Source organism: Clostridium sp. CM038 (genome assembly GCF_055081105.1).
The window spans coordinates 1,530,609-1,552,618 of record NZ_CM143651.1; the positions used below are offsets into that span (position 1 = coordinate 1,530,609).

General features: G+C 35.6%; 14 protein-coding genes, 3 rRNA genes and 2 pseudogenes. 15 read left to right on the forward strand and 4 right to left on the reverse strand.

Annotated elements, in window-relative coordinates; translation table 11 throughout:
* Nucleotides 1-106: 106 nt before the first annotated feature.
* The gene (locus tag ACWJKS_RS06950; protein ID WP_462960815.1) at nucleotides 107-247 is read left to right on the forward strand and encodes a nuclease domain-containing protein; all 141 of its coding nucleotides are present in this window, start codon (nucleotides 107-109) and stop codon (nucleotides 245-247) included.
* A gap of 243 nt (nucleotides 248-490) precedes the next feature.
* On the opposite strand, the pseudogene ACWJKS_RS06955 reads toward ACWJKS_RS06950, so the two are convergent.
* The 4 genes and pseudogenes from ACWJKS_RS06955 to brnQ all read right to left on the reverse strand — a co-directional run.
* A pseudogene (locus ACWJKS_RS06955) lies at nucleotides 491-1,396 on the reverse strand (transposase); the annotation flags it as partial.
* Nucleotides 1,397-1,437: 41 nt separating this feature from the next.
* Nucleotides 1,438-2,582 (reverse strand): IS3 family transposase gene (locus ACWJKS_RS06960; RefSeq protein ID WP_462959637.1). Its coding sequence is split into 2 segments (ribosomal slippage): nucleotides 1,438-2,333 and nucleotides 2,333-2,582, totalling 1,146 coding nucleotides; the frame shifts between segments, so codons are not numbered across the junction.
* Between the two features lie 74 nt (nucleotides 2,583-2,656).
* Nucleotides 2,657-3,214, reverse strand: a pseudogene (locus ACWJKS_RS06965) (transposase); the annotation flags it as partial.
* Nucleotides 3,215-3,409: 195 nt separating this feature from the next.
* The gene (brnQ, locus tag ACWJKS_RS06970; RefSeq protein WP_462960816.1) at nucleotides 3,410-4,729 is read right to left on the reverse strand and encodes a branched-chain amino acid transport system II carrier protein; all 1,320 of its coding nucleotides are present in this window, start codon (nucleotides 4,727-4,729) and stop codon (nucleotides 3,410-3,412) included.
* Nucleotides 4,730-5,039: 310 nt separating this feature from the next.
* On the opposite strand from brnQ, the gene ACWJKS_RS06975 reads away from it, so the two are divergent.
* From ACWJKS_RS06975 to ACWJKS_RS07040, 14 genes are all read left to right on the forward strand, one after another.
* Nucleotides 5,040-5,834, forward strand: a complete 795-nt coding sequence (locus ACWJKS_RS06975; protein WP_462960817.1) for an acetoacetate decarboxylase family protein — start codon at nucleotides 5,040-5,042, stop codon at nucleotides 5,832-5,834.
* Between the two features lie 27 nt (nucleotides 5,835-5,861).
* Nucleotides 5,862-6,725, forward strand: a complete 864-nt coding sequence (locus tag ACWJKS_RS06980) for an SDR family NAD(P)-dependent oxidoreductase (RefSeq protein WP_220287455.1) — start codon at nucleotides 5,862-5,864, stop codon at nucleotides 6,723-6,725.
* Between the two features lie 51 nt (nucleotides 6,726-6,776).
* A complete protein-coding gene (locus ACWJKS_RS06985) occupies nucleotides 6,777-8,447 on the forward strand; it encodes an oleate hydratase (protein WP_462960818.1) in 1,671 nt (556 codons plus the stop codon).
* Between the two features lie 259 nt (nucleotides 8,448-8,706).
* Nucleotides 8,707-9,324 (forward strand): nitroreductase family protein, encoded by a 618-nt coding sequence (locus ACWJKS_RS06990; RefSeq protein ID WP_220320567.1) that lies wholly within the window; start codon nucleotides 8,707-8,709, stop codon nucleotides 9,322-9,324.
* A 551-nt stretch (nucleotides 9,325-9,875) separates the two neighbouring features.
* Nucleotides 9,876-10,820 carry a ribonuclease Z gene (locus ACWJKS_RS06995; protein WP_220320568.1) on the forward strand — a complete coding sequence of 315 codons (945 nt, stop codon included), beginning with the start codon at nucleotides 9,876-9,878 and terminating at the stop codon, nucleotides 10,818-10,820.
* A gap of 563 nt (nucleotides 10,821-11,383) precedes the next feature.
* Nucleotides 11,384-12,901, forward strand: a 16S ribosomal RNA gene (locus ACWJKS_RS07000).
* Nucleotides 12,902-13,193: 292 nt separating this feature from the next.
* Nucleotides 13,194-16,119 (forward strand): 23S ribosomal RNA (locus ACWJKS_RS07005).
* 116 nt (nucleotides 16,120-16,235) lie between these two features.
* Nucleotides 16,236-16,352 (forward strand): 5S ribosomal RNA (gene rrf / locus ACWJKS_RS07010).
* The 16S, 23S and 5S rRNA genes sit together here, the layout of an rRNA operon.
* Before the next feature lie 457 nt (nucleotides 16,353-16,809).
* Entirely contained in the window at nucleotides 16,810-18,219 is a 1,410-nt protein-coding gene (gene ltrA, locus ACWJKS_RS07015; protein WP_258280593.1) for a group II intron reverse transcriptase/maturase, read from the forward strand.
* Between the two features lie 185 nt (nucleotides 18,220-18,404).
* Nucleotides 18,405-19,112, forward strand: coding sequence for an LbetaH domain-containing protein (locus ACWJKS_RS07020; protein WP_216304565.1), 708 nt, complete (start codon nucleotides 18,405-18,407; stop codon nucleotides 19,110-19,112).
* A 220-nt stretch (nucleotides 19,113-19,332) separates the two neighbouring features.
* Nucleotides 19,333-19,695, forward strand: a complete 363-nt coding sequence (locus tag ACWJKS_RS07025; RefSeq protein WP_216304564.1) for a GntR family transcriptional regulator — start codon at nucleotides 19,333-19,335, stop codon at nucleotides 19,693-19,695.
* A gap of 1 nt (nucleotide 19,696) precedes the next feature.
* Nucleotides 19,697-20,572: an ATP-binding cassette domain-containing protein gene (locus tag ACWJKS_RS07030; protein ID WP_220287851.1), complete on the forward strand. Its 876-nt coding sequence runs from the start codon at nucleotides 19,697-19,699 to the stop codon at nucleotides 20,570-20,572.
* Nucleotides 20,572-21,315 carry a hypothetical protein gene (locus ACWJKS_RS07035; protein ID WP_462960819.1) on the forward strand — a complete coding sequence of 248 codons (744 nt, stop codon included), beginning with the start codon at nucleotides 20,572-20,574 and terminating at the stop codon, nucleotides 21,313-21,315. The genes ACWJKS_RS07030 and ACWJKS_RS07035 overlap by 1 nt, the downstream gene beginning before the upstream one ends.
* Before the next feature lie 47 nt (nucleotides 21,316-21,362).
* A complete protein-coding gene (locus ACWJKS_RS07040; RefSeq protein WP_462960820.1) occupies nucleotides 21,363-21,950 on the forward strand; it encodes a cyclase family protein in 588 nt (195 codons plus the stop codon).
* Nucleotides 21,951-22,010 lie beyond the last annotated feature (60 nt).

Sequence of the window (22,010 nt, forward strand, 5' to 3'; positions counted from 1 at the left end):
TTATATTTTAATATATATTAATATTGTTATTAAATTATGCTAAGTAGGGGACTAGATTTAGGAGATGGACTTTATCAGATGACTCCTAAAAAACTATATTTACTATATGAGATGTGGTGCTATAGGTCCAGTTGAGGATGATATAAATGTAATGAATAGATATAGGGATGCAATAGTATCAAAACTTAGTAACAAGGTTCAATTTAAATATGATACCTTTGGAGCTTATGTTATATTTCCTTTTTGAGTTTTAATTTTATCATTGTTAATATTAATATAAAATTTTTAAAATTCTTGCCAAGTTAGGAACTCTGGTAGAACAGGCAAGAACACAAGGATATATTAGTCTAAAAAGCCACCTTCATATAAGAGGCCGCTGAAAAAAGCACTCTTTATTTAGTAGAGTTTTCAAGCTTGAATAGAAAAAGCATGAGATGTCCATATTTTGGATATATCATGCTTTTTATTTTATAATTAAGTTTTAAAAGCCCTATTTCCTGCTTTTCAACTTAATTATTCTCTTTAGATTCACAGTGAAGATTGATAATGCACCTTGCATTTGCATGCTAATTAAGCCTGACGATATTGCTACATCATAGCTATGTTGGTGCTTAAGTTCACTGTTTTTAGCCTCTATCATATAACGTTCCCTAGCTCGTTTTTTAAAATATTCACTTTTTTCGAACTCTATTTGATCTTTGTGAGTATTTGACTTTATTGAAACTGAATAAGTTTTAGATTTAGCGCCTTCTTTATAACACCCATCTTTATGAACACAATTTTTACACTTTTCTACATTAAAATAGTAGGTTAGCACTTGATTTTTACCAACATTCTTCTTTCCCTGTTTTGCTTTTTTAATAGCCATATGACCTGCCGGACATACAAATAAACCAGCATCTTTATTAAACTCAAATTCATCTTCTTTTTTTCGCATTCCTTGTGAAATTACAGGATTTAGTCTTGAAATTAATGCAATTTTATTTTCTTTTGTATATTCTAGGTTTTTCTTTTCAGAATAAGCTGTATCTCCAATTACTTCATTTACATCTATACCAGCCTCACGGCTTTTTTCTATTAAGGTTATGAGCTCCTTTCCATCACTTTTTTCGCCAGTTGTAATAACAGCTGCTGTAATTAAACGTTCTTCACTCATAGCAAGGTGTGATTTATATCCAAAAAAAGAACTATCCTCAGTTTTATGCCCCACTTTTGCATCCTCATCTTTTGATATTTTTAGATTTTCTAAGTCATCATTAATAGCTTCCATTAAGTAGTTTAATTTAGTTTTCACAGCTGGATTTGCTGCAGTTTCTGGCTTCTCGTTTATGGTATCAATTAATAATTTGCAGTACTCAAGAATATCTTCAAGTACTCCAGTTGTAACTTTATTAGGTGGATCTATGTCAATATCTTAGACATAAAAAGTCGAACTTTTTATGAAGCCTTTTTAGCCAAATCTTCACACTGTTGAGGAGTAATATATCCAATACTACTATGTATCCTTTTTATATTGTACCAAGCTTCTATATATTCAAATATTCCTAATCTTGCAGCATCATAATCAAAATATTTAACATGGTAAACTTCTTCTTTTTTCAATGAGGCATGAAATGACTCAATGCAAGCATTATCATATGGGCAACCTTTGGCACTAAATGAGTGTTTAATAATTTTAGTGCTCTCTATATATTCTTTAAAAGCGAAGCTTGTATATTGGCATCCCAAATCGCTATGAAGTATTAGAGGCTTAGTTGGTTTTTGTAGCTGTATACCATTTTTAACAGCTTGTAGGGCTAATGTAGTATCAATGAATTTAGCCATAGCGTGACCTATTATTTTTCTGCTATAAAGATCCATGACTGATGCTAAATAGCACCAACCATCTTTAATAGTATGGATGTAAGTGATATCTGTTACCCACTTTTCATTAACTGTAGTAGCTGTAAAATCTCTCTTTAAAATGTTTTCCTGCTCTATTATTTTATTTTTAGATGAAGTTGGTCTATATTTTTTTACTATTAAAGATCTTATCCCCAATTTTTTCATCAATCTTTGTGTTCTTTTTAAACTAATAGTTATCCCCAGTGCATTTAGTGATTTATTTATTTTAGGAGCCCCATATCGATTTTTGCTTGTGCTGTGGATATTTATAATTTCTTTTTCTATATTCTTGTTTTCAATTTCTCGCTTGCTTGGTTTCTTGTGTAAATAATTGTAATAAGAGCTTCGTGCAACACCTAAAACCTCACACATTAGTTTGATATCATGATATTTTTTGTTGTTAGTAATGAATTCAAATACAGTAGTTATTTCCTTGCGAATATACCCATTGCTTTTTTTAATATTTCAACTTCTTCTTCAAGCTTAGCATTTTTCTTTAATAAGTTTTTGTATCCTTCTGCAGTTAAAGTTATATTTTTATCCACAGCTATTGGCTTATTTTTATTTATCCAACCTGTTACCGTTGATTTTGAAAGGGCATATTCACTGCTTAACTCTGCTAAGCTTTTTCCAGAGTTATATAGCTCTACTATTGTGTTTTTAAATTCATCTGTATATTGTTTTTGACCTCTTGCCATTATAAACACATCCTTATCTTATTTATATTTTAATGTGTTCGGCTTTCCGTGTCTACAATATTATACTAACACCAAGGTAACTCTTCTTTAATACCAGGATGTACTCCGTACAATGTTTTTCTTAAGTTTTTTGCACGTTTCAATAATTCCTCGCTTGCTGACTTTTGGTTATAACGTGACTTGGTATGCGTAGCATCAACTATTATTGCTTTACTTTTTAAAACTCCCTCTTTTATAGCAAGTTCTACAGTCTTGTTTATTAATAAATCCAATAAATTCATGTCTTTAAGGCGAAGCTTTCTAAATTTAGTTAGTGTACTTGAGTTTATTAAATTTGTTTCTTCTGGGGCTAAATTTAGAAAATATTTAAAGGACATGTCATAAAGAGTTCTTTCAACAACATCTTCATCAGACAATTCATATATTACTTTCAAAAGTAAATATTTAAATAGCATTATGGGGTTAATAGCACCTCTACCCATAGATGAACTATAGTTAATCATCAATTCGTCATAAACAAATGAAAAGTCAACAAGGTCATTAATTTGCTTTAAAATGTTATCTTTCGGAATAATTAACGAATATAAGCTATGGTATGTATTTATTTTTATTTCCAATTGTCCTTTTAGCATAATAGTTTAGCCCCTTTTATTTTATTCTACTATACTAATTCGACATATCTTTTAAAATTCCTTTTTGTTTTTTAGTCTTTTATATAAAAAAATCGCCATCTTTAATTAGATGACGATTTTTCATATAGTTTTTCAGTGGCCTCTCATATAAAGGTGGCTTTTTAGACTATAAATATTAATTCTTAATCAACAGTGTTAGTTTATCTCACCTTCAAAAATTGAAGTAGCTTCATCTTCATTTATAACTTCTTTTGGTTTTATTAAAATGTTAGAAATTATAAAAGCTAGTAAAGCAGGTATAAGCCATGAGAATCCTGCACTTGCTAGAGGAATAAATTTAATAAATCCAATGCTATTTGCATAGATACCATTTATAGTATCTAAAATACTTATAAATAGCGCTGTGTATGTAGTTATAGCAACAACCGTATTACTCTTCACAATATCTCCAAGTAATGTAATAACTATTAGGACAATTACAATTGGATATAAAATTTGTAAAACAGGGCCTGCCAATGTAATTATACTATCAACGTTTTTCGTAGCTATTAATCCACTTACTACAGCCATAATAACAGCAGCAGTTTTGTAAGACACTTTATTATTTGAAAGATTAGCAAAGAATGATGCTCCACTTGCGAGTAATCCTATAGCAGTTGTTAAGCATGCAAGAGCAACACATAAACTAAGAACAACTGCACCAACGCTGCCTAGATCTAACTTAACAAGCTCGGTAACCAGATTAGTTCTAGATATATCTGCGGGGAACAAAGTACTTGTTTGAGTTCCAAGATACATAAGGCCAGCATATACAAAGGTTAAACCTGCTACAGCAACTAGTGCTGATTTTATAGTCATCTTCATTATATCATTTGTATTTTTATAACCTTTTGATCTAACAGATGAAATAATTATCCCTGCAAATATAACAGAAGCCATAGCATCCATTGTTTGATAACCTTCTATTAAAGCTTTTGAGAATCCACCTTTGTTAGATGTAGCTACAATTGGTCCAATAGGATCTATTATTCCCTTAAATATAATTATAGCGAGCATTAATAAAAGTGCGGGTGTAAGTATTTTACCTATATTATCAATTATTGAAGAAGGTTTAAGCACAAACGCAAGTGCTATTGCGAAATACAATATAACGACTATGTTTTGTGACACAGATGGAAATATAGGATGTATTCCAAGCTCGAAAGTTGTTGCAGCGGTTCTTGGAATCGCAAATAACGGTCCTATAACAAGAATTAAAGCTACACCGGTTATTATAGCAAATTTAGTACCTACTCTATTGGCCATTTTGTCGTAAGTACCATTAATTTTGGCACAGGCAATTACTCCAGTTAGTGGAAGACCAACGCCGGTAATGAGAAAGCCTAGTATGGATGCAAAAAATGCGCTTCCTGCAGTTTTTCCTAAGAATGGTGGAAAAATTAGGTTCCCTGCACCGAAAAACATTGCAAATAGTGCAAAACCTATAATAACGGAATGTTTTGTTGAATCTTTCATTTATGCATACCTCCAGATTAATTAATATATGTAGTTTAAAAATTAAATTAGTTCTATTATAGCTATTTTTTTTAATAAAGCAAGGAATAATTATCTTTTAGTTTCCGCTAAAGCTAAAAAACATACACTTTGAGTACAGTGTATGTTTTTTAGACAAATTAAGGAAATTGATTGTTTAACACCTTTTTTATTAGCGTTATATTATAAACATAGAATTCTTGTATAAAAATATAAATTTAAAGAGAGGATGGCGATGATGTAGATATTAGTAAAACAACTCTGAAATATAAAATATAGGGAGGTATCATTAATGAATAGTTTTGTAAAAAATCCAAATGATATTAAAAAATATATTAGTAAACCTACAACTTTTTACGATGCTCAGATGCTCACAGCTTATTGGGAAACAAAGCCTGAGATTATTGCACGTATACTTCCAGCACCTCTAAAGCCTCTAAAAGTACCTTTGGTACATGCTTTTGTAGCTAATTATCCTAGAACAAATTTTTGCCCTCCATACAAGGAAGCAGCTTTATTTATACCAGCAGATTTTAATGGTCGAAATGGAATGTATTGTCTTTCAATGCCTATAAGTGATGGCATGGCTATGGGGCTTGGCAGAGAAATTTATGGTTTTCCAAAGAAGATGGCAGAAATCGAACTTAAGAAAGATGGAGACTCTGTTTACGGAAGTGTATCTCGAAATGGAATAAACTTCTTTAGTGTAAAAGCAAATCTTAATGGAAAATGTAATGCTGAAGATGGACAGAAAATAATTGCTGATAATTATGGAGAGGGATTACCTATATTCAATTTCAAATATTCTAAGTCACCAGATGGCAGTGGATTCGACTTAAGCCCACTACTTATAGAGCAAGGTGCAACTATGGATAATAAAGTGTTTAAAACTGGAGAATTTGAGATGGATCTGAAAGACTCACCACATGACCCTTGGGCAGAATTAGAAGTTGTAAAGATGCTAGGTTGCACTTACACTGTAGGAACTTCAGTACTTTTAAGGGGTAAAGTTTTGGCAGAAGTAGATCCAATTGCGTATTTACCATATTCAAATTCAAAATGGGATTGGTGGGAAGATACTCTATAAAACAGTATAAAAAGGAGGAGTTATATTATGAAAGAGTTTAAAGGTAAGGTAGCAGTTATTACAGGGGCTGCAAATGGAATAGGCTTTGCAATAGCTAAGGAATGTGCACGAAGAGAGATTAAAATAGTTATAGCAGATATTGATGGAAGGGACTTAAAAAGAGCGGAAGAACAACTTAAGGCAGAGGGAGCTGAAGTATTAGCTGTTGAAATGGATGTCATGAAATTTGAGGACATGGAGATGCTAGCGAAGATTGCCCTTGAAAAATTTCAACACATAGATTTATTGTTTAATAATGCAGGAGTCGTGGTTGCAGGGCCAGCTTGGTTACTATCTTTAAATGATTGGGAATGGGTTATGAAAGCTAATGTCTGGGGCATTATCCATGGCGAAAAAGTGTTCATTCCAATAATGTTAAAACAGGATACTGAGTGCCATATTGTTAATACTTCTTCTGTAGCTGGGCTTTTGGATTTGAATGGAATGTCAGCTTACCATACTTCGAAATTTGCAGCGGTTGGTCTTTCTGAATCTACCTACTTAGATCTTCAGTGCGAAACGGACAAAATAAAAATGTCAGTATTCTGTCCAGGATTTATTCAAACAGACCTTGATAATTGTGAGAGGCACAGACCAAATATTTATAAAAATGATATGAGTCAGCCTTATTATCAAAGTGATTTATATAAAGAAGAAGAGCAAAAGAAACATAAGGTTATCAAAGGCGGCATACCAATTGACACAATTGGGGCAACTATATTCAAGGCAATTGAAGAAGAAAAATTTTATATCTTAACACATGAAGAGTTAAATCCACTTATAGGTCTGAGAGTAAAAAACATGTTTGAAGGTGGAAGTCCATCTATGAATGTAATAAGAGGTGTTAAGTAACTTTAATGCGTTAAAGGATTAGTGAATAAACCAAAAAAACAGGAGGCGAACATGGAACAAAACTATAAAAATATAAATGGATTTTCTAATGGTGATAATGATAAAATAAAAGCTTATCTTGTTGGAGGTGGAATTGCATCCCTTGCGAGTGCTGTTTATTTTATTAGAGATGGACATGTTTCTGGAAAAAATATATCTATATTTGAAGAATCAAATGTAACAGGTGGTAGTCTAGATGCTCAGGGTTCAGCTGAAGATGGGTATGTCTATCGTGGTGGAAGAATGTTCGATGAAGAAGCCTACACCGCCACTTTTGATCTTTTATCAAGCATTCCGTCATTAACTGATTCAGAAAAAACATTATATGATGAATTTGTTGAATTCAATAAGAAATTTAAGTCTAGTGCTAAAGCTAGATTAGTTGGTGAAAATAAAGAGGTAATTGATGTATTTTCTCTTGGATTTAATCAACAGAATAGATTGGATTTAATTAAAATTATGGCTCAATCTGAGGAATCACTTGGAACAAGTAGGGTAAAAGATTGTTTTGAAGATTCATTTTTCAAAAGTAAATTTTGGTTTATGTGGTGCACAACTTTTGCGTTTCAACCATGGCATAGTGCAGTAGAATTTAAGAGATATCTTCATAGATTTATTCATGAGTTGCCTCGTATTAACACTTTGTCTGGTGTCCGTCGTACGCCGTACAATCAATATGATTCTATGGTTTTGCCAATAGTTAAATGGCTAAAAGAACAAGGCGTCCACTTTGAAATGAATTGTGAAGTCACTAATCTAGATTTTAAAACTTCTGAAAATGAAAAAACTGTAGAAAGTATTCATTGTACTTGTAATGGAAAACAAAAAAGTATTCACATTAAAAACGGCGACTATGTTCTTGTAACCATTGGTTCTATGACAGCAGGGTCAAGCCTCGGATCAATGTCAACTGTACCTAAGGTTGAAGCTAAGAGCTTAGGGGGCTCGTGGAAACTTTGGGAAAATATAGCGAAGAATAGACCTGAGTTTGGTAAGCCATCCGTTTTTGATGATCATATAGATGAATCGCTATGGGAATCATTCACAGTTACTTTTAGAGATCCAACATTTTTCAAATTAATGGAGAATTTTAATGAAAATTCTGTATTTACTTTCAAGGACTCCAATTGGCTTATGTCAGTTGTTTTACCTCATCAACCATATTATAATAATCAACCTGAAAATGTTAATATATGTTGGGGCTATTGCTTGTCTCCAAATAAAAAAGGTAACTATGTGCAAAAAAAGATGTCTGAATGCACTGGTGAAGAGATATTAACAGAATTATGTTGCCATCTTGCTTTGAAAGAAGAGATGCCTTTAATTCTTAAAACATCTACATGTATACCATGTATAATGCCTTTTATAACAAGTCAATTTTTACCTAGAACAATGGGAGATAGGCCTGCGGTTGTACCAATAGGATCAACTAATTTAGCATTTATTGGACAATTCTGTGAAATGCCTGACGATGTTGTTTTTACAGTTGATTACTCGGTTAGATCAGCACAAACAGCAGTTTATTCTCTTCTCAAGTTAGATAAAGAGGTTACTCCTATTTACAAGGGCCAATATGATACCCGTGTAGTAATTGATTCAGCTATGACTATGCTAAGGGATGATAATCTCCGTGAATCACTTAGCTCAGTATTGAATATATTTAAGGCTCCTGAAACAAAATAACAAGTCAAAGATGCCTAAGTAGATTAAATAAACTGGTACCTATAGCGAATTAGCTATAGGTACTTTTTATGGACTCAAAGGATATATGAATAGAATGCGAGCATAATATCAAAGTTAAACGATTTTTTAGTATTAAAGAAATTAATAATTTCAATATATGCTTGACATAATCAGTAAACTATCGGTATAATAATATAAATTAAGTAATAATAATTAGTAACGAATAATCTTAAAAAAGGAAATTAAGGGGTGTATTTAAATGAATTTAAAAGAAGTTTTTGAAAATAGAAGAGCTATTAATTTTTTTGATGTAAATAAAGGTCTTGAAGAGGGAATACTAAAGGATATAATTAACCTTGCGGTATTAGCTCCATCAGCATTTAACCTTCAACCTTGGGAAATTATAGCAGTGAAATCTAAAGAAGCTAAAGAGAAATTGTATAAACTTTCAAGTAGTCAGCCTAAGATATTAGAGGCTCCAGTGACCCTAATAATTGTAGGTAATAAAACTGGATATAATGAAACAAATCCTACATGGAAGGATATGTTAAATCTATTTGGTGGTGATAAAGAAAAATTAGCAGGTACACAAGGGTTTGCACATAGTTTATATGGTACATCAGAGGAAAATAAATTAAAGTTCGCTGAGAGTAATGCAGGACTTCTAGCAATGTCTATAATGTATGCAGCTAAGAACCTTGGAGTAGATTCTCATCCAATGAGTGGCGTGGATTTTGAGGGTGTGAGAAAAGAATTTGGACTTGATGAGAATAAGACAGTAGTAATGCTAATCTCACTTGGATACTTAGATGAAAGTAAGACACTTTATCCAAGGGCATATAGAAGAGGCTACGATGAGATAGTTAAAGAAGTTTAACGACATTTCAGAAGGAAAGTCTCCTACTTCTATTAGGGGGAGTACCTACTATAAGTAGGAGTTACTTGACTAACAAATAGAAAATTTTAGGGCGAGTATAAATCTCCTTCTGAAGTCGTTAATATGCATCTCCGCAGGAGATGATTTAATAGAGTTTCCTCGGGGTATTGAACATCTGTATTTGGTTATTCAATACCACAAAAACACATCCAATTGTAGTTTTGAAATTCTACAGCTTGGATGTGTTTTGTATTATATATGAACACCTTTCTTTGTAATTTTCTTATTATTTTTCATAATGGCTCTTACAACTTTTATTAATTCCTTCATATATAGACATATAAATAAGTTTAGAATAAAAGAGTTTGAATGAAGGTCCGTGAATATGAGAAGAATATGATAGTATATAATCATATAAGGTATACCCTATATTTTTGTGGATTTTAAGTTCGAAATTGATATTCTTATTAAGTTGTAAAGAGGAATAATAGGATTCAACTTGGAGACTTTAGCATATTTTTCATGTTGAAACAATAGATGAGGTGATTTAATTGGTTGATTTAGCACTGCTAGGATGTGGAGGGGGAATGCCAATTCCCGAAAGATATTTATCTTCACTTCTCATAAACTATAAAGGAAGAAAAATACTTATTGACTGCGGAGAAGGTACCCAGGTATCCATGAAAATACTTGGCTGGGGGTTTAAGTCGATAGATGTGATTTGTATAACTCATGGACATGCGGACCACATTGTAGGACTTCCAGGTATTCTTGCAACGATTGGTAACAGTGGTAGAACTGATCCCATTACTATAATTGGGCCTAAAGGTATTACTGATATTGTGAAAGGGCTAAGGGTTGCAGCACCTTACCTTCCTTACGAACTTAATATCTTAGAAAATCCTCAAGAACCCGTGAAAATACAAGCTTCATTAAAATGTATTAATACTTCAGTAGGAGAATTTAATGATTTAATAATTTCAACACTAGAACTTGAGCACTCAACTAATTGTTTGGGTTATAGCCTCTATTTTAATAGAAAACCAAAATTTGATGTAGGAAGTGCAGCTAAAAATGAAATACCAAAGAGATTTTGGAGTAGATTGCAAAAAAATGAGATTATAAATGAACATGATAAAACATATTTTCCAAGCATGGTGATGGGAAAAGAAAGAACAGGGATAAAAATTAGTTTTATAACAGATACAAGACCAACTCCTAAAATAACAACTTTTATTAAAGGAAGTGACTTGTTCATTTGTGAAGGTACTTATGGTAATGAAAATGATATTGAAAAAGCCATAAGGAACAAACATATGACCTTTAGTGAGGCGGCAGAACTTGCTTTAAGTGGAGATGTACAAGAACTTTTATTAACACATTTTAGCCCTTCAATGTTTAACCCGCAAGAGTATAAAGATAGAGCAGAAGGCATTTTTCAAAACACTATTATTGGCTTTGATAGAATTGTACGGACTATGTCTTTTAAAGATTAGAAAAAATATTCCTTAATGTAACCCACTACTTATAGGAGTAGTGGTTTTTTTAGCTAGTACTACAAATGACGCAAGTTCTTTTATGGTAGATAAAGAGGTGGTTTTAGTATTTAGCCATGCGTATCAGGATGCGAAATATTGAATTATTTAGACTAATATGTAGAAATATGAATATAATCTAGCTAGGGTACCTATGTTGTGAAATTATGCTCTTATTTATGTGATAAAATACTCCTTGTCGTCACAAACTAGTGGCACGATAAGCTAACTGTTGATAACTATTTAATATGTTTTCAAATGAAAATAAGTTTTAAAAAGTTATTGACAAAACAAGAAATACCTAGTAATATAGTAGAAGTCGTCACATGATGACAAAACAAATTGGTCTTTGAAAATTAAACAGAGAAATAGGTAAAGATAGCGAAATAATATTTCGTTAAACCAGTTAATTACTTTAGTATAAAGTAAAATTTAGTCGTAAGACTAAAAGTATGTAATGAGCTTGCGTAACAACTTAACAGTTGTCGCAGATTAATCATTTCAACTAAAAAAGTGTAAACTTTTAAATTGAGAGTTTGATCCTGGCTCAGGACGAACGCTGGCGGCGTGCCTAACACATGCAAGTCGAGCGATGAAACCTTTCGGGGTGGATTAGCGGCGGACGGGTGAGTAACACGTGGGTAACCTGCCTCAAAGAGGGGAATAGCCTCCCGAAAGGGAGATTAATACCGCATAATATGTTTTGGTCGCATGATCGAAACATCAAAGGATTTTTCTTCGGAAAATTCCACTTTGAGATGGACCCGCGGCGCATTAGCTAGTTGGTGAGGTAACGGCTCACCAAGGCGACGATGCGTAGCCGACCTGAGAGGGTGATCGGCCACATTGGAACTGAGACACGGTCCAGACTCCTACGGGAGGCAGCAGTGGGGAATATTGCGCAATGGGGGAAACCCTGACGCAGCAACGCCGCGTGAATGATGAAGGCCTTCGGGTTGTAAAGTTCTGTCTTCTGGGACGATAATGACGGTACCAGAGGAGGAAGCCACGGCTAACTACGTGCCAGCAGCCGCGGTAATACGTAGGTGGCAAGCGTTGTCCGGATTTACTGGGCGTAAAGGATGCGTAGGCGGACATTTAAGTCAGATGTGAAATACCCGAGCTTAACTTGGGTGCTGCATTTGAAACTGGGTGTCTAGAGTGCAGGAGAGGTAAGTGGAATTCCTAGTGTAGCGGTGAAATGCGTAGAGATTAGGAAGAACACCAGTGGCGAAGGCGACTTACTGGACTGTAACTGACGCTGAGGCATGAAAGCGTGGGGAGCAAACAGGATTAGATACCCTGGTAGTCCACGCCGTAAACGATGAATACTAGGTGTCGGGGGTCGAACCTCGGTGCCGCCGTTAACACATTAAGTATTCCGCCTGGGGAGTACGATCGCAAGATTAAAACTCAAAGGAATTGACGGGGGCCCGCACAAGCAGCGGAGCATGTGGTTTAATTCGAAGCAACGCGAAGAACCTTACCTAGACTTGACATCCCCTGCATAACCCAGAGATGGGCGAAGTCCTTCGGGACAGGGTGACAGGTGGTGCATGGTTGTCGTCAGCTCGTGTCGTGAGATGTTGGGTTAAGTCCCGCAACGAGCGCAACCCTTATCATTAGTTGCTACCATTAAGTTGAGCACTCTAGTGAGACTGCCCGGGTTAACCGGGAGGAAGGTGGGGATGACGTCAAATCATCATGCCCCTTATGTCTAGGGCTACACACGTGCTACAATGGTGAGTACAAAGAGATGCAAGACCGCAAGGTGGAGCCAAACTCAAAAACTCATCCCAGTTCGGATTGTAGGCTGCAACTCGCCTACATGAAGCCGGAGTTGCTAGTAATCGCGAATCAGCATGTCGCGGTGAATACGTTCCCGGGCCTTGTACACACCGCCCGTCACACCATGAGAGTTGGTAACACCCGAAGTCCGTGAGGTAACCGTAAGGAGCCAGCGGCCGAAGGTGGGATTGATGATTGGGGTGAAGTCGTAACAAGGTAGCCGTAGGAGAACCTGCGGCTGGATCACCTCCTTTCTAGGGAGTAGATGTATTGACTTCGGTCGATGCAATAGAAGAATATTAATTTGTTCTTCAAAAATATCTATTGTAATTAATCGTACCTAGTTCTCTGTTTAATTTTGAGAGACTAATTTTATCTAACTCTTAGGAGTTAGATAATGAATAGTTTTTCTTAAAATGTTCTTTGAAAATTGCACAGTGAAAAAAGTTGTTTTAAAAAAATTAAAACTACGCAAGTAGTTTATAAATTAATTTAATACAATTTCGCAAAATTAATATAACCGTCTATGTAAATAGACAGAATCAAGGTCAAGCTACAAAGGGCGCATGGCGAATGCCTTGGCACTAGGAGCCGAAGAAGGACGCGTTAAGCTGCGATAAGCTTTGGGTAGGCGCAAATAGCCTGTGATCCAAAGATTTCCGAATGGGGGAACCCACATAGTAACAACTATGTACTGCATACTGAATAAATAGGTATGCAGAGGTAGACCCGGGGAACTGAAACATCTAAGTACCCGGAGGAAGAGAAAGAAACATCGATTTCCTAAGTAGCGGCGAGCGAAAGGGAAAGAGCCCAAACCCAGGTCTTTGATCTGGGGGTTGAGGATAGATCATAAATACTGCAATTCCTTAATTGAAGATAGCTGGAAAGCTGCTCCGCAGAAGGTAATAGGCCTGTAAATGAAAAGGAAAAACAGTCAGATCTAATCCAGAGTACCACGAGACACGTGAAACCTTGTGGGAAGCTGGGAGGACCACCTCCCAAGGCTAAATACTACCTAGTGACCGATAGTGAAGAAGTACCGTGAGGGAAAGGTGAAAAGAACCCCGGAAGGGGAGTGAAATAGAACCTGAAACCGTGTGCCTACAACCGGTCGAAGCACTTTATATGTGTGACGGCGTGCTTTTTGTAGAACGAGCCAACGAGTTACGATATGTAGCAAGGTTAAGTACTTAAGGTACGGAGCCGAAGGGAAACCAAGTCTGAATAGGGCGCATAGTTGCATGTCGTAGACCCGAAACCGGGTGACCTATCCATGGCCAGGATGAAGCGGAAGTAAAATTCCGTGGAGGTCCGAACCACGTTGGTGTTGAAAAACCATGGGATGAGCTGTGGATAGCGGAGAAATTCCAATCGAACTCGGAGATAGCTGGTTCTCCTCGAAATAGCTTTAGGGCTAGCGTCGATTAATTGAGTAATGGAGGTAGAGCACTGAATGGGCTAGGGGCTGACAACAGTTACTGAACCCTATCAAACTCCGAATGCCATATACTTTTATTTCGGCAGTCAGACTGCGAATGATAAGATCCGTAGTCAAAAGGGAAACAGCCCAGACCATCAGCTAAGGTCCCAAAGTGTAAGTTAAGTGGAAAAGGATGTGGGATTTCTAAGACAACTAGGATGTTGGCTCAGAAGCAGCCACTCATTTAAAGAGTGCGTAATAGCTCACTAGTCAAGAGATCCTGCGCCGAAGATGTCCGGGGCTAAAACTTACCACCGAAGCTATGGGTGTACACAATTGTGTACGCGGTAGAGGAGCTTTCTGTACTGGCTGAAGTCATACCGTAAGGAGTGGTGGACGGTACAGAAGTGAGAATGTTGGCATGAGTAGCGAGAGTTAAGTGAGAATCTTAACGGTCGAAAACCTAAGGTTTCCTGAGGAAGGCTCGTCCTCTCAGGGTTAGTCGGGACCTAAGCCGAGGCCGAAAGGCGTAGGTGATGGACAATCGGTTGATATTCCGATACCACCAATGGACGTTATTAGAAATGGGATGACGCAGGAGGATAAGATGTGCACACTATTGGATGTGTGTCTAAGCATTTAGGCGGAGCAGACAGGCAAATCCGTTTGCTCTTAACGCTGAGATGTGATGGGGAAGGGAATTTATTCCTGAAGTATCTGATTCCACGCTGCCAAGAAAAGTCTCTATCGAGGATATTGGTGCCCGTACCGCAAACCGACACAGGTAGGTGAGGAGAGAATCCTAAGACCATCGGAAGAATTGTTGTTAAGGAACTCGGCAAATTGACCCCGTAACTTCGGGAGAAGGGGTGCCTACGTAAGTAGGTCGCAGAGAATAGGCCCAAGCAACTGTTTAGCAAAAACACAGGTCTCTGCTAAAGCGAAAGCTGATGTATAGGGGCTGACGCCTGCCCGGTGCTGGAAGGTTAAGGGGATTACTTAGCGCAAGCGAAGGTATGAACTTAAGCCCCAGTAAACGGCGGCCGTAACTATAACGGTCCTAAGGTAGCGAAATTCCTTGTCGGGTAAGTTCCGACCCGCACGAATGGCGTAATGATTTGGGCACTGTCTCAACAACACATCCGGCGAAATTGTAGTGCAAGTGAAGATGCTTGCTACCCGCGATTGGACGGAAAGACCCCGTAGAGCTTTACTGTAGCTTAGCATTGAATTTCGGTATTGTCTGTACAGGATAGGTGGGAGACTGAGAAACATGGGCGTCAGCCTGTGTGGAGTCATCCTTGGGATACCACCCTGACAGTACTGAGGTTCTAACTGGAGGCCATGAATCTGGTCACAGGACATTGTTAGGTGGGCAGTTTGACTGGGGCGGTCGCCTCCAAAAAAGTAACGGAGGCGCCCAAAGGTTCCCTCAGCGCGGTTGGAAATCGCGCGAAGAGTGCAAAGGCAGAAGGGAGCCTGACTGCGACACTTACAAGTGGAGCAGGGACGAAAGTCGGGCTTAGTGATCCGGTGGTACCTCGTGGGAGGGCCATCGCTCAACGGATAAAAGCTACCTCGGGGATAACAGGCTGATCTCCCCCAAGAGTCCACATCGACGGGGAGGTTTGGCACCTCGATGTCGGCTCGTCGCATCCTGGGGCTGAAGTAGGTCCCAAGGGTTGGGCTGTTCGCCCATTAAAGCGGCACGCGAGCTGGGTTCAGAACGTCGTGAGACAGTTCGGTCCCTATCCGTCGCGGGCGTAGGAAATTTGAAGGGAGCTGTCCTTAGTACGAGAGGACCGGGATGGACAAACCTCTGGTGCACCAGTTGTCACGCCAGTGGCATCGCTGGGTAGCTATGTTTGGAAGGGATAAACGCTGAAAGCATCTAAGCGTGAAGCCCACCCTGAGATGAGATTTCCCATAACTCGCACGTAAGTGCGATGTTAGTAAGACTCCTGGAAGACCACCAGGTTGATAGGTTAGAGGTGTAAGCATGGTAACATGTTCAGCTGACTAATACTAATAAGTCGAGGGCTTGACCTAAATATATAATTAAAAGTAATGCGATATACTTCTTTCGTAAGAAAGAAGCGAGGCTTTGAGCGTGAGCGAAAAGACTAATTCACTGTGCAATTTTCAGAGAATATTTATATTCTCAATCTGGTGATTATGGCATGAAGGTAACACCCGTTCCCATACCGAACACGAAGGTTAAGCTTCAATGCGCCGATGGTACTGCAGGGGTGACCTTGTGGAAGAGTAGGTTGTCGCCAGGTAAGAAAAAAACACTAAGTTATAAACTTAGTGTTTTTTATTGTGCGCCCGGCATGGGCGCAATCTAATGGGTGAAAGTCCCTAGCACGGGTTAATAGTGCCAAGTGCATAGCTTAAGACAAGGGTGTCCATCGTGAGATGGAATCTGAAGGAAGTTGGCGGCCAAACTCCGGTCTGACGAACAGAAACTACATATAAGGCATATGCTTGTGGGTAAGTTTGCAATACAAAACGAAGCCCAAAACTATTCGAAACAAGTGGTGTAAATGTAGCAGATAGATGGAGTGAAAGATTGCGTTCTTACCCGGGGAGATCTGATAGGTAAGTTGTGGATATGAATTTAGAAATAACAACCCATACAGTGATGTATGGCTGAACTATCAGAAGTCAGCAGACGTCATAGTACCATGCAAAACGCGTTAGCGTGGGAAGGACTGAACAATAGGAGGTTTTGGAATTTTGAAGGATACGAGAAAATATGATAAAAGCAGACAACTTCATAAAGAAGGCTCTCTACGAGAGAATAGAGTGGAACTCGAAGGTAATGTAGAAGTGCATAGTATTTCCTCTATGTCAGAAGAAGGAAGAAACGATGTGAATGAATATGATAATGGTTTACTCGAGCAGATATTATCGAGAGATAATATGAATAAAGCATATAAAAGAGTAAAAGCCAATAAAGGAAGTCATGGGATTGATGGTTTGACAGTAGATGAACTTCTACATTATCTAAAAGAGCATGGACAAGAATTAAGGCAATCATTATTAGAAAGTAGATATAGACCTCTAGCCGTAAGAAGGGTAGAAATACCAAAACCTGACGGTGGAATTAGGCTACTTGGAATACCTACTGTATTAGATAGAGTTATTCAGCAAGCGATATCACAAACTCTAATACCAGTATATGAAAAGAAATTTTCTGATAATAGTTACGGTTTTAGACCTTTAAGAAGTGGAAAACAAGCTGTTGAAAAATGTAGGGGATATATTAATGCTGGACATACATGGACGGTGAATATAGACCTTTCTAAATACTTTGATACGATAAATCATGATAAATTAATAAGGATACTATCGGAAGATATTAAAGATAGTAGAGTAATTTCTCTGATACGAAAGTATCTACAAAGTGGAGTGATGATAAATGGGGTATTTATGAATACAGAAGAAGGAGCACCTCAAGGCGGGCCTTTGTCCCCATTATTAAGTAACGTAATGTTACATGAACTCGATGTAGAACTAACAAAACGAGGACTAAACTTTTGTAGATATGCTGATGATGCGAATATATACGTCAAAAGTGAGAAATCAGCAAATAGAGTAATGAAGAGTATTACGAGATTTATTGAGGAAAAGTTAAAGCTTAGAGTGAATAAAGAAAAGAGTACAGTAGATAGACCTTGGAAACTTAAATTTTTAGGATTTTCATTTTACCGAGCAAAAGGTGAATACAGAATGAGAGTTCCTCAAAAACCTATAATCAAATTCAAAGCAAAGCTAAAAGAATTAACTTCAAGAAGTAATGCGATGAGCATGAAATATAGGTTTATGAAACTTAAGCAAGTGATAGTTGGATGGATAAATTATTTTGCTATTGCAGACATTAAAAGTATTCTTAAAACACTTGATGAATGGTTAAGGCGAAGAATTAGAATGTGTTTTTGGAAACAATGGAAAAAGATTAAAACAAAATATGGGAACCTTGTTAAATTAGGAATACCAAACAATAAAGCTTTGCAATATGCAAATACAAGGAAAGGCTATTGGAGAACATCCAATAGCCCTATATTAAACAAAACATTGACCAATAAATACCTTAAAAATATAGGATTAGTTTCTATATCTGAGACATATTTATTAAAACATTAATTTCTATTGAACCGCCGTGTACCGAACGGTATGCACGGTGGTGTGAGAGGTCGCTAAATAAATTAATTATTTAGCTCCTACTCGATTGGTTAAAATAAATATATCTAATTACATCATAAAATACTTTATCACAATTATTCTAAAGGATACGTATAATATAGTATCAAATATTTAGGAGAAATATTATGAGTAAATATAAAATTGTTAGATATAATCCTGTAGGCCCAACTAATGTATATTCATATTTTGTTAGTAGTAATCCACCTACGTCTTTTAATCCTATTAGTATGTATCCCAGTATTGATAAAACTGCTTTCATAGGCCCTTTCGCGAGCATTATAGGCGATGTAAGAATCGACGCAAAAGTATTAATTGGATGTAATACAACTCTTAGAGCGGATGAAGGAACACCATTTTATATTGGAACTAAAACTAATATTCAAGATGGAGTAATATTACATGGGTTGAAAAACATGAAAGTCTCTGTAAATAAAAAAGAATATTCTATTTATATAGGAAATGAAGTTAGTATTGCTCATGGAGCTTTAGTTCATGGTCCATGTATTATTGGAAATAATACTTTTGTTGGATTTAACGCTATTGTTTTTAATTCTATTGTGGAAGATAGCTGTTACATTGATTTGGCAGCTGTTGTTACAGATGGGGTAAGAATTCCTGCTAATAGATATGTTCCTGCTGGTGCCATAATAAATACCCAAGAAAAAGCCAATGCTCTAGCAATGGTATCACAAAGTAATGAGGATTTCGCTAAAGGAGTAGCTAAATCAAATATCGAACTTTCACAAGCTTATTCTCTACAATTTGGTGATACTAGATGTAGTTGTGGTATTTGCTGTAATAGTGATACTTTTAAGAATTTAGAAAATGAATAATACATAAAAGACACAATAATACAAAACCGTATTGTTGTGTCTTTTATGTATTATTAGCAAAACAAATTATATTCGTAATTTATTAATATCCCCGGGGATCTTCTAAGTGAGCTTATTAGTTTCAACCTAAAATAAACCAATTTACTATTGACAATGGAGTCATTTGGTTATATAGTTAGTTACATAAGTAATTAACCAAGTAAGTGAAGAAGGTGATAATATGAAATTAGATTTTAATAATGAGCTACCTATATATATGCAGATTGCTAAAGCTATTGAGAACAATGTTCTTAAGGGGGTATTTGAGGAAGAAACTGCAATTCCATCTACAACAGAAATATCTGTTAAGTATAAAATAAATCCAGCTACAGTAGCAAAAGGATTTAATCTACTTGTAGATGAAGGCATTATATATAAAAAAAGGGGCGTTGGTATGTTTGTTGTAACTGGAAGTAAAGAAAAGTTAATGAAAAAAAGAAAAGAAAATTTTTATGAAAGCTATATATTAGTCTTAATAGAGGAAGCTAAAAAATTAGATATTTCAAGTACTGATATTATTAAAATGATTGATGGGGGGATTTAATATGGGCACAATAAAGGTTTTAAATGCAAGTAAGAAATATGGGGATACCTTTGCATTAGATAATATTACATTAACATTAGAAGAAAATAAAATTTATGGATTATTAGGAAGAAATGGTGCAGGTAAGACAACTCTTTTAAACGTTATAAACAAAAGAATTTTCTTGAATGAGGGGACTATTTCTATAGATAATAATAGCTCGCCCTCGGATGGAAATGGTCTAGGGAAAATTCATTTTATGACAGAGCAAAACTTATATCCACAGTCTATGAAAGTAAAAGAGCTATTTAATTGGACTAAAGAATTTTATCCAAACTTTGATAGGTCATATGCATTAGAGCTTTGTAAAAAGTTTGAACTAAATATAAATAAAAGGATTAAGGAACTTTCAACTGGGTATTCCTCCATATGTAAAATTATAAATACCATGGCATCAGGTGCCGAAATATTAATGTTCGACGAGCCAGTTTTAGGATTAGATGCTAATCATAGAGAGATGTTTTATAAAGAACTTATGGAAAGTTATATAGAAAATCCTAAGACTATTGTATTATCTACTCATATTATAGAAGAAGTTGCACAATTAATAGAGCGGGTAGTTATTATTAAAGATGGGAAATTAATTAAGGACGAAAGTGTAGAAGAACTATTAAAAGGGTGCTACTGCGTTTCTGGATTAAATAAAAATATAGATGCTTATATTGAAGATAAAAATTGTGTAAGTGTAGATGGAATAGCATCTTTTAAATCAGCTATTATAATAGGAAAAAATGCAGATGATGAAAAAAGGCAACAGAAAAAACTAGATTTAGAAGTTTCAAAGGTTGAACTACAAAAACTATTTATTAATTTGACTACTGACGGGAGGGTAAAATAATGACAAGTTTTAAACTTGCTAAATACAATATTAAAAGCAGCCTAAAACCAATAATAATTTATTACACTATTTTCATAGGTGCATTAACATGTATAGAAATGACAAACAAATTTTCAAATGGAGGAAGTGGTTATACAAAAGGATTAGAATTTTCATCTGTAGTATTTTTATTTGTGATAGGGTTAAACTTTTTTAAAGAAAATTTTCATTTTGCCCAAGCTAATAATATTACTAGGGTAGATTATTTTAAAGCTGCAGCAATAGCTATTTTATCAATAGGACTCGCTATGTCAATATTGGATGTCATAATAAATAGAGTGTATAATATATTTATGGTAAGTCCAACAATGTATGATATGGTCTATAACGAGTCTTATAGTGTAGGCACAGTATGGATACAAAGCAATAGCATGCAAACACTATTTGGGACAGTTATATTTTTATTTGCTGGTTACATTGTAGCGTTTGCAATAGGATTATTAATAACTATGATATATTATAAGTGTAATAAAATAATGAAAATTTTACTATTTTTAAGTCCTTTAGCTATTAAGGATATATATGGAGGGATTGAACACTATAGGCCTAATGTGGTGGGAAATGTAAAATATTTTATTGTTAATCTACTGGGGAAAAACACAGGAAAATCTTATATGGCTGTATTGACATTTATATGTTTATTTATAATAACAATGGTTTTTGTTTATTTGCTTGTTAGAAAAGCTGTGGTTAAAAGGGTTTAACAGCTTCGAAGCTGATTTAACGACATAGATATTATGGGAGGGCTATTATGAAAGTCACTGATCTAACACATATTATTTGTTCCGACATGCCAGTTTTTCCAGGAACTGAGAAACCGATTTTTGAAAAGTCAAATACTTTGGAAAAGGATGGTTTTCAAGAGGCTAAAATCACTATGCACTCACATACAGGCACACATATAGATGCACCTGCACATATGCTCAGTGATGGTCCTTATTTAAATGATTTAGATATAGAACATTTTATTGGAAATGCTACTATTCTTGATTTCTCAGATGAAAGTATGAAACTAATAGATGTTGATAGCCTAAGGTCCTATGAGGAAAAGATAAAAAATGTTGGGTTCATTATAATAAAAACAGGATGGAGTAAATACTGGGGTGATAAAAAATACTTTGAGGATTTTCCTTCTTTAAGTGAAGAATCAGCCAATTGGTTGTCAAAATTTAATTTAAAAGGCATTGGTATTGATGCAATTTCAATTGATGATATAAACTCAACCACATTTGCAGTTCATAAAATATTAATGCCAAAGAACATCATAATTATTGAGAACCTAGCAAATTTAGATTCCATTAGCAGTGAGTATTTTTATTTTGAGTATTATGCCACTTAAAAATAAAAATGCTGATGGTTCACCAGTCAGAGCTATTTCTATAGAAGATATGTAACAAGA

Excerpts from the sequence above, each read along its gene's own strand:
- ACWJKS_RS06950 (WP_462960815.1), top strand. The coding sequence starts at position 107 with ATGAGATGTGGTGCTATAGGTCCAGTTGAGGATGATATAAATGTAATG.
- brnQ (WP_462960816.1), bottom strand. The coding sequence starts at position 4,729 with ATGAAAGATTCAACAAAACATTCCGTTATTATAGGTTTTGCACTATTT.
- ACWJKS_RS06975 (WP_462960817.1), top strand. The coding sequence starts at position 5,040 with ATGAATAGTTTTGTAAAAAATCCAAATGATATTAAAAAATATATTAGT.
- ACWJKS_RS06980 (WP_220287455.1), top strand. The coding sequence starts at position 5,862 with ATGAAAGAGTTTAAAGGTAAGGTAGCAGTTATTACAGGGGCTGCAAAT.
- ACWJKS_RS06985 (WP_462960818.1), top strand. The coding sequence starts at position 6,777 with ATGGAACAAAACTATAAAAATATAAATGGATTTTCTAATGGTGATAAT.
- ACWJKS_RS06990 (WP_220320567.1), top strand. The coding sequence starts at position 8,707 with ATGAATTTAAAAGAAGTTTTTGAAAATAGAAGAGCTATTAATTTTTTT.
- ACWJKS_RS07020 (WP_216304565.1), top strand. The coding sequence starts at position 18,405 with ATGAGTAAATATAAAATTGTTAGATATAATCCTGTAGGCCCAACTAAT.
- ACWJKS_RS07025 (WP_216304564.1), top strand. The coding sequence starts at position 19,333 with ATGAAATTAGATTTTAATAATGAGCTACCTATATATATGCAGATTGCT.
- ACWJKS_RS07030 (WP_220287851.1), top strand. The coding sequence starts at position 19,697 with ATGGGCACAATAAAGGTTTTAAATGCAAGTAAGAAATATGGGGATACC.
- ACWJKS_RS07035 (WP_462960819.1), top strand. The coding sequence starts at position 20,572 with ATGACAAGTTTTAAACTTGCTAAATACAATATTAAAAGCAGCCTAAAA.
- ACWJKS_RS07040 (WP_462960820.1), top strand. The coding sequence starts at position 21,363 with ATGAAAGTCACTGATCTAACACATATTATTTGTTCCGACATGCCAGTT.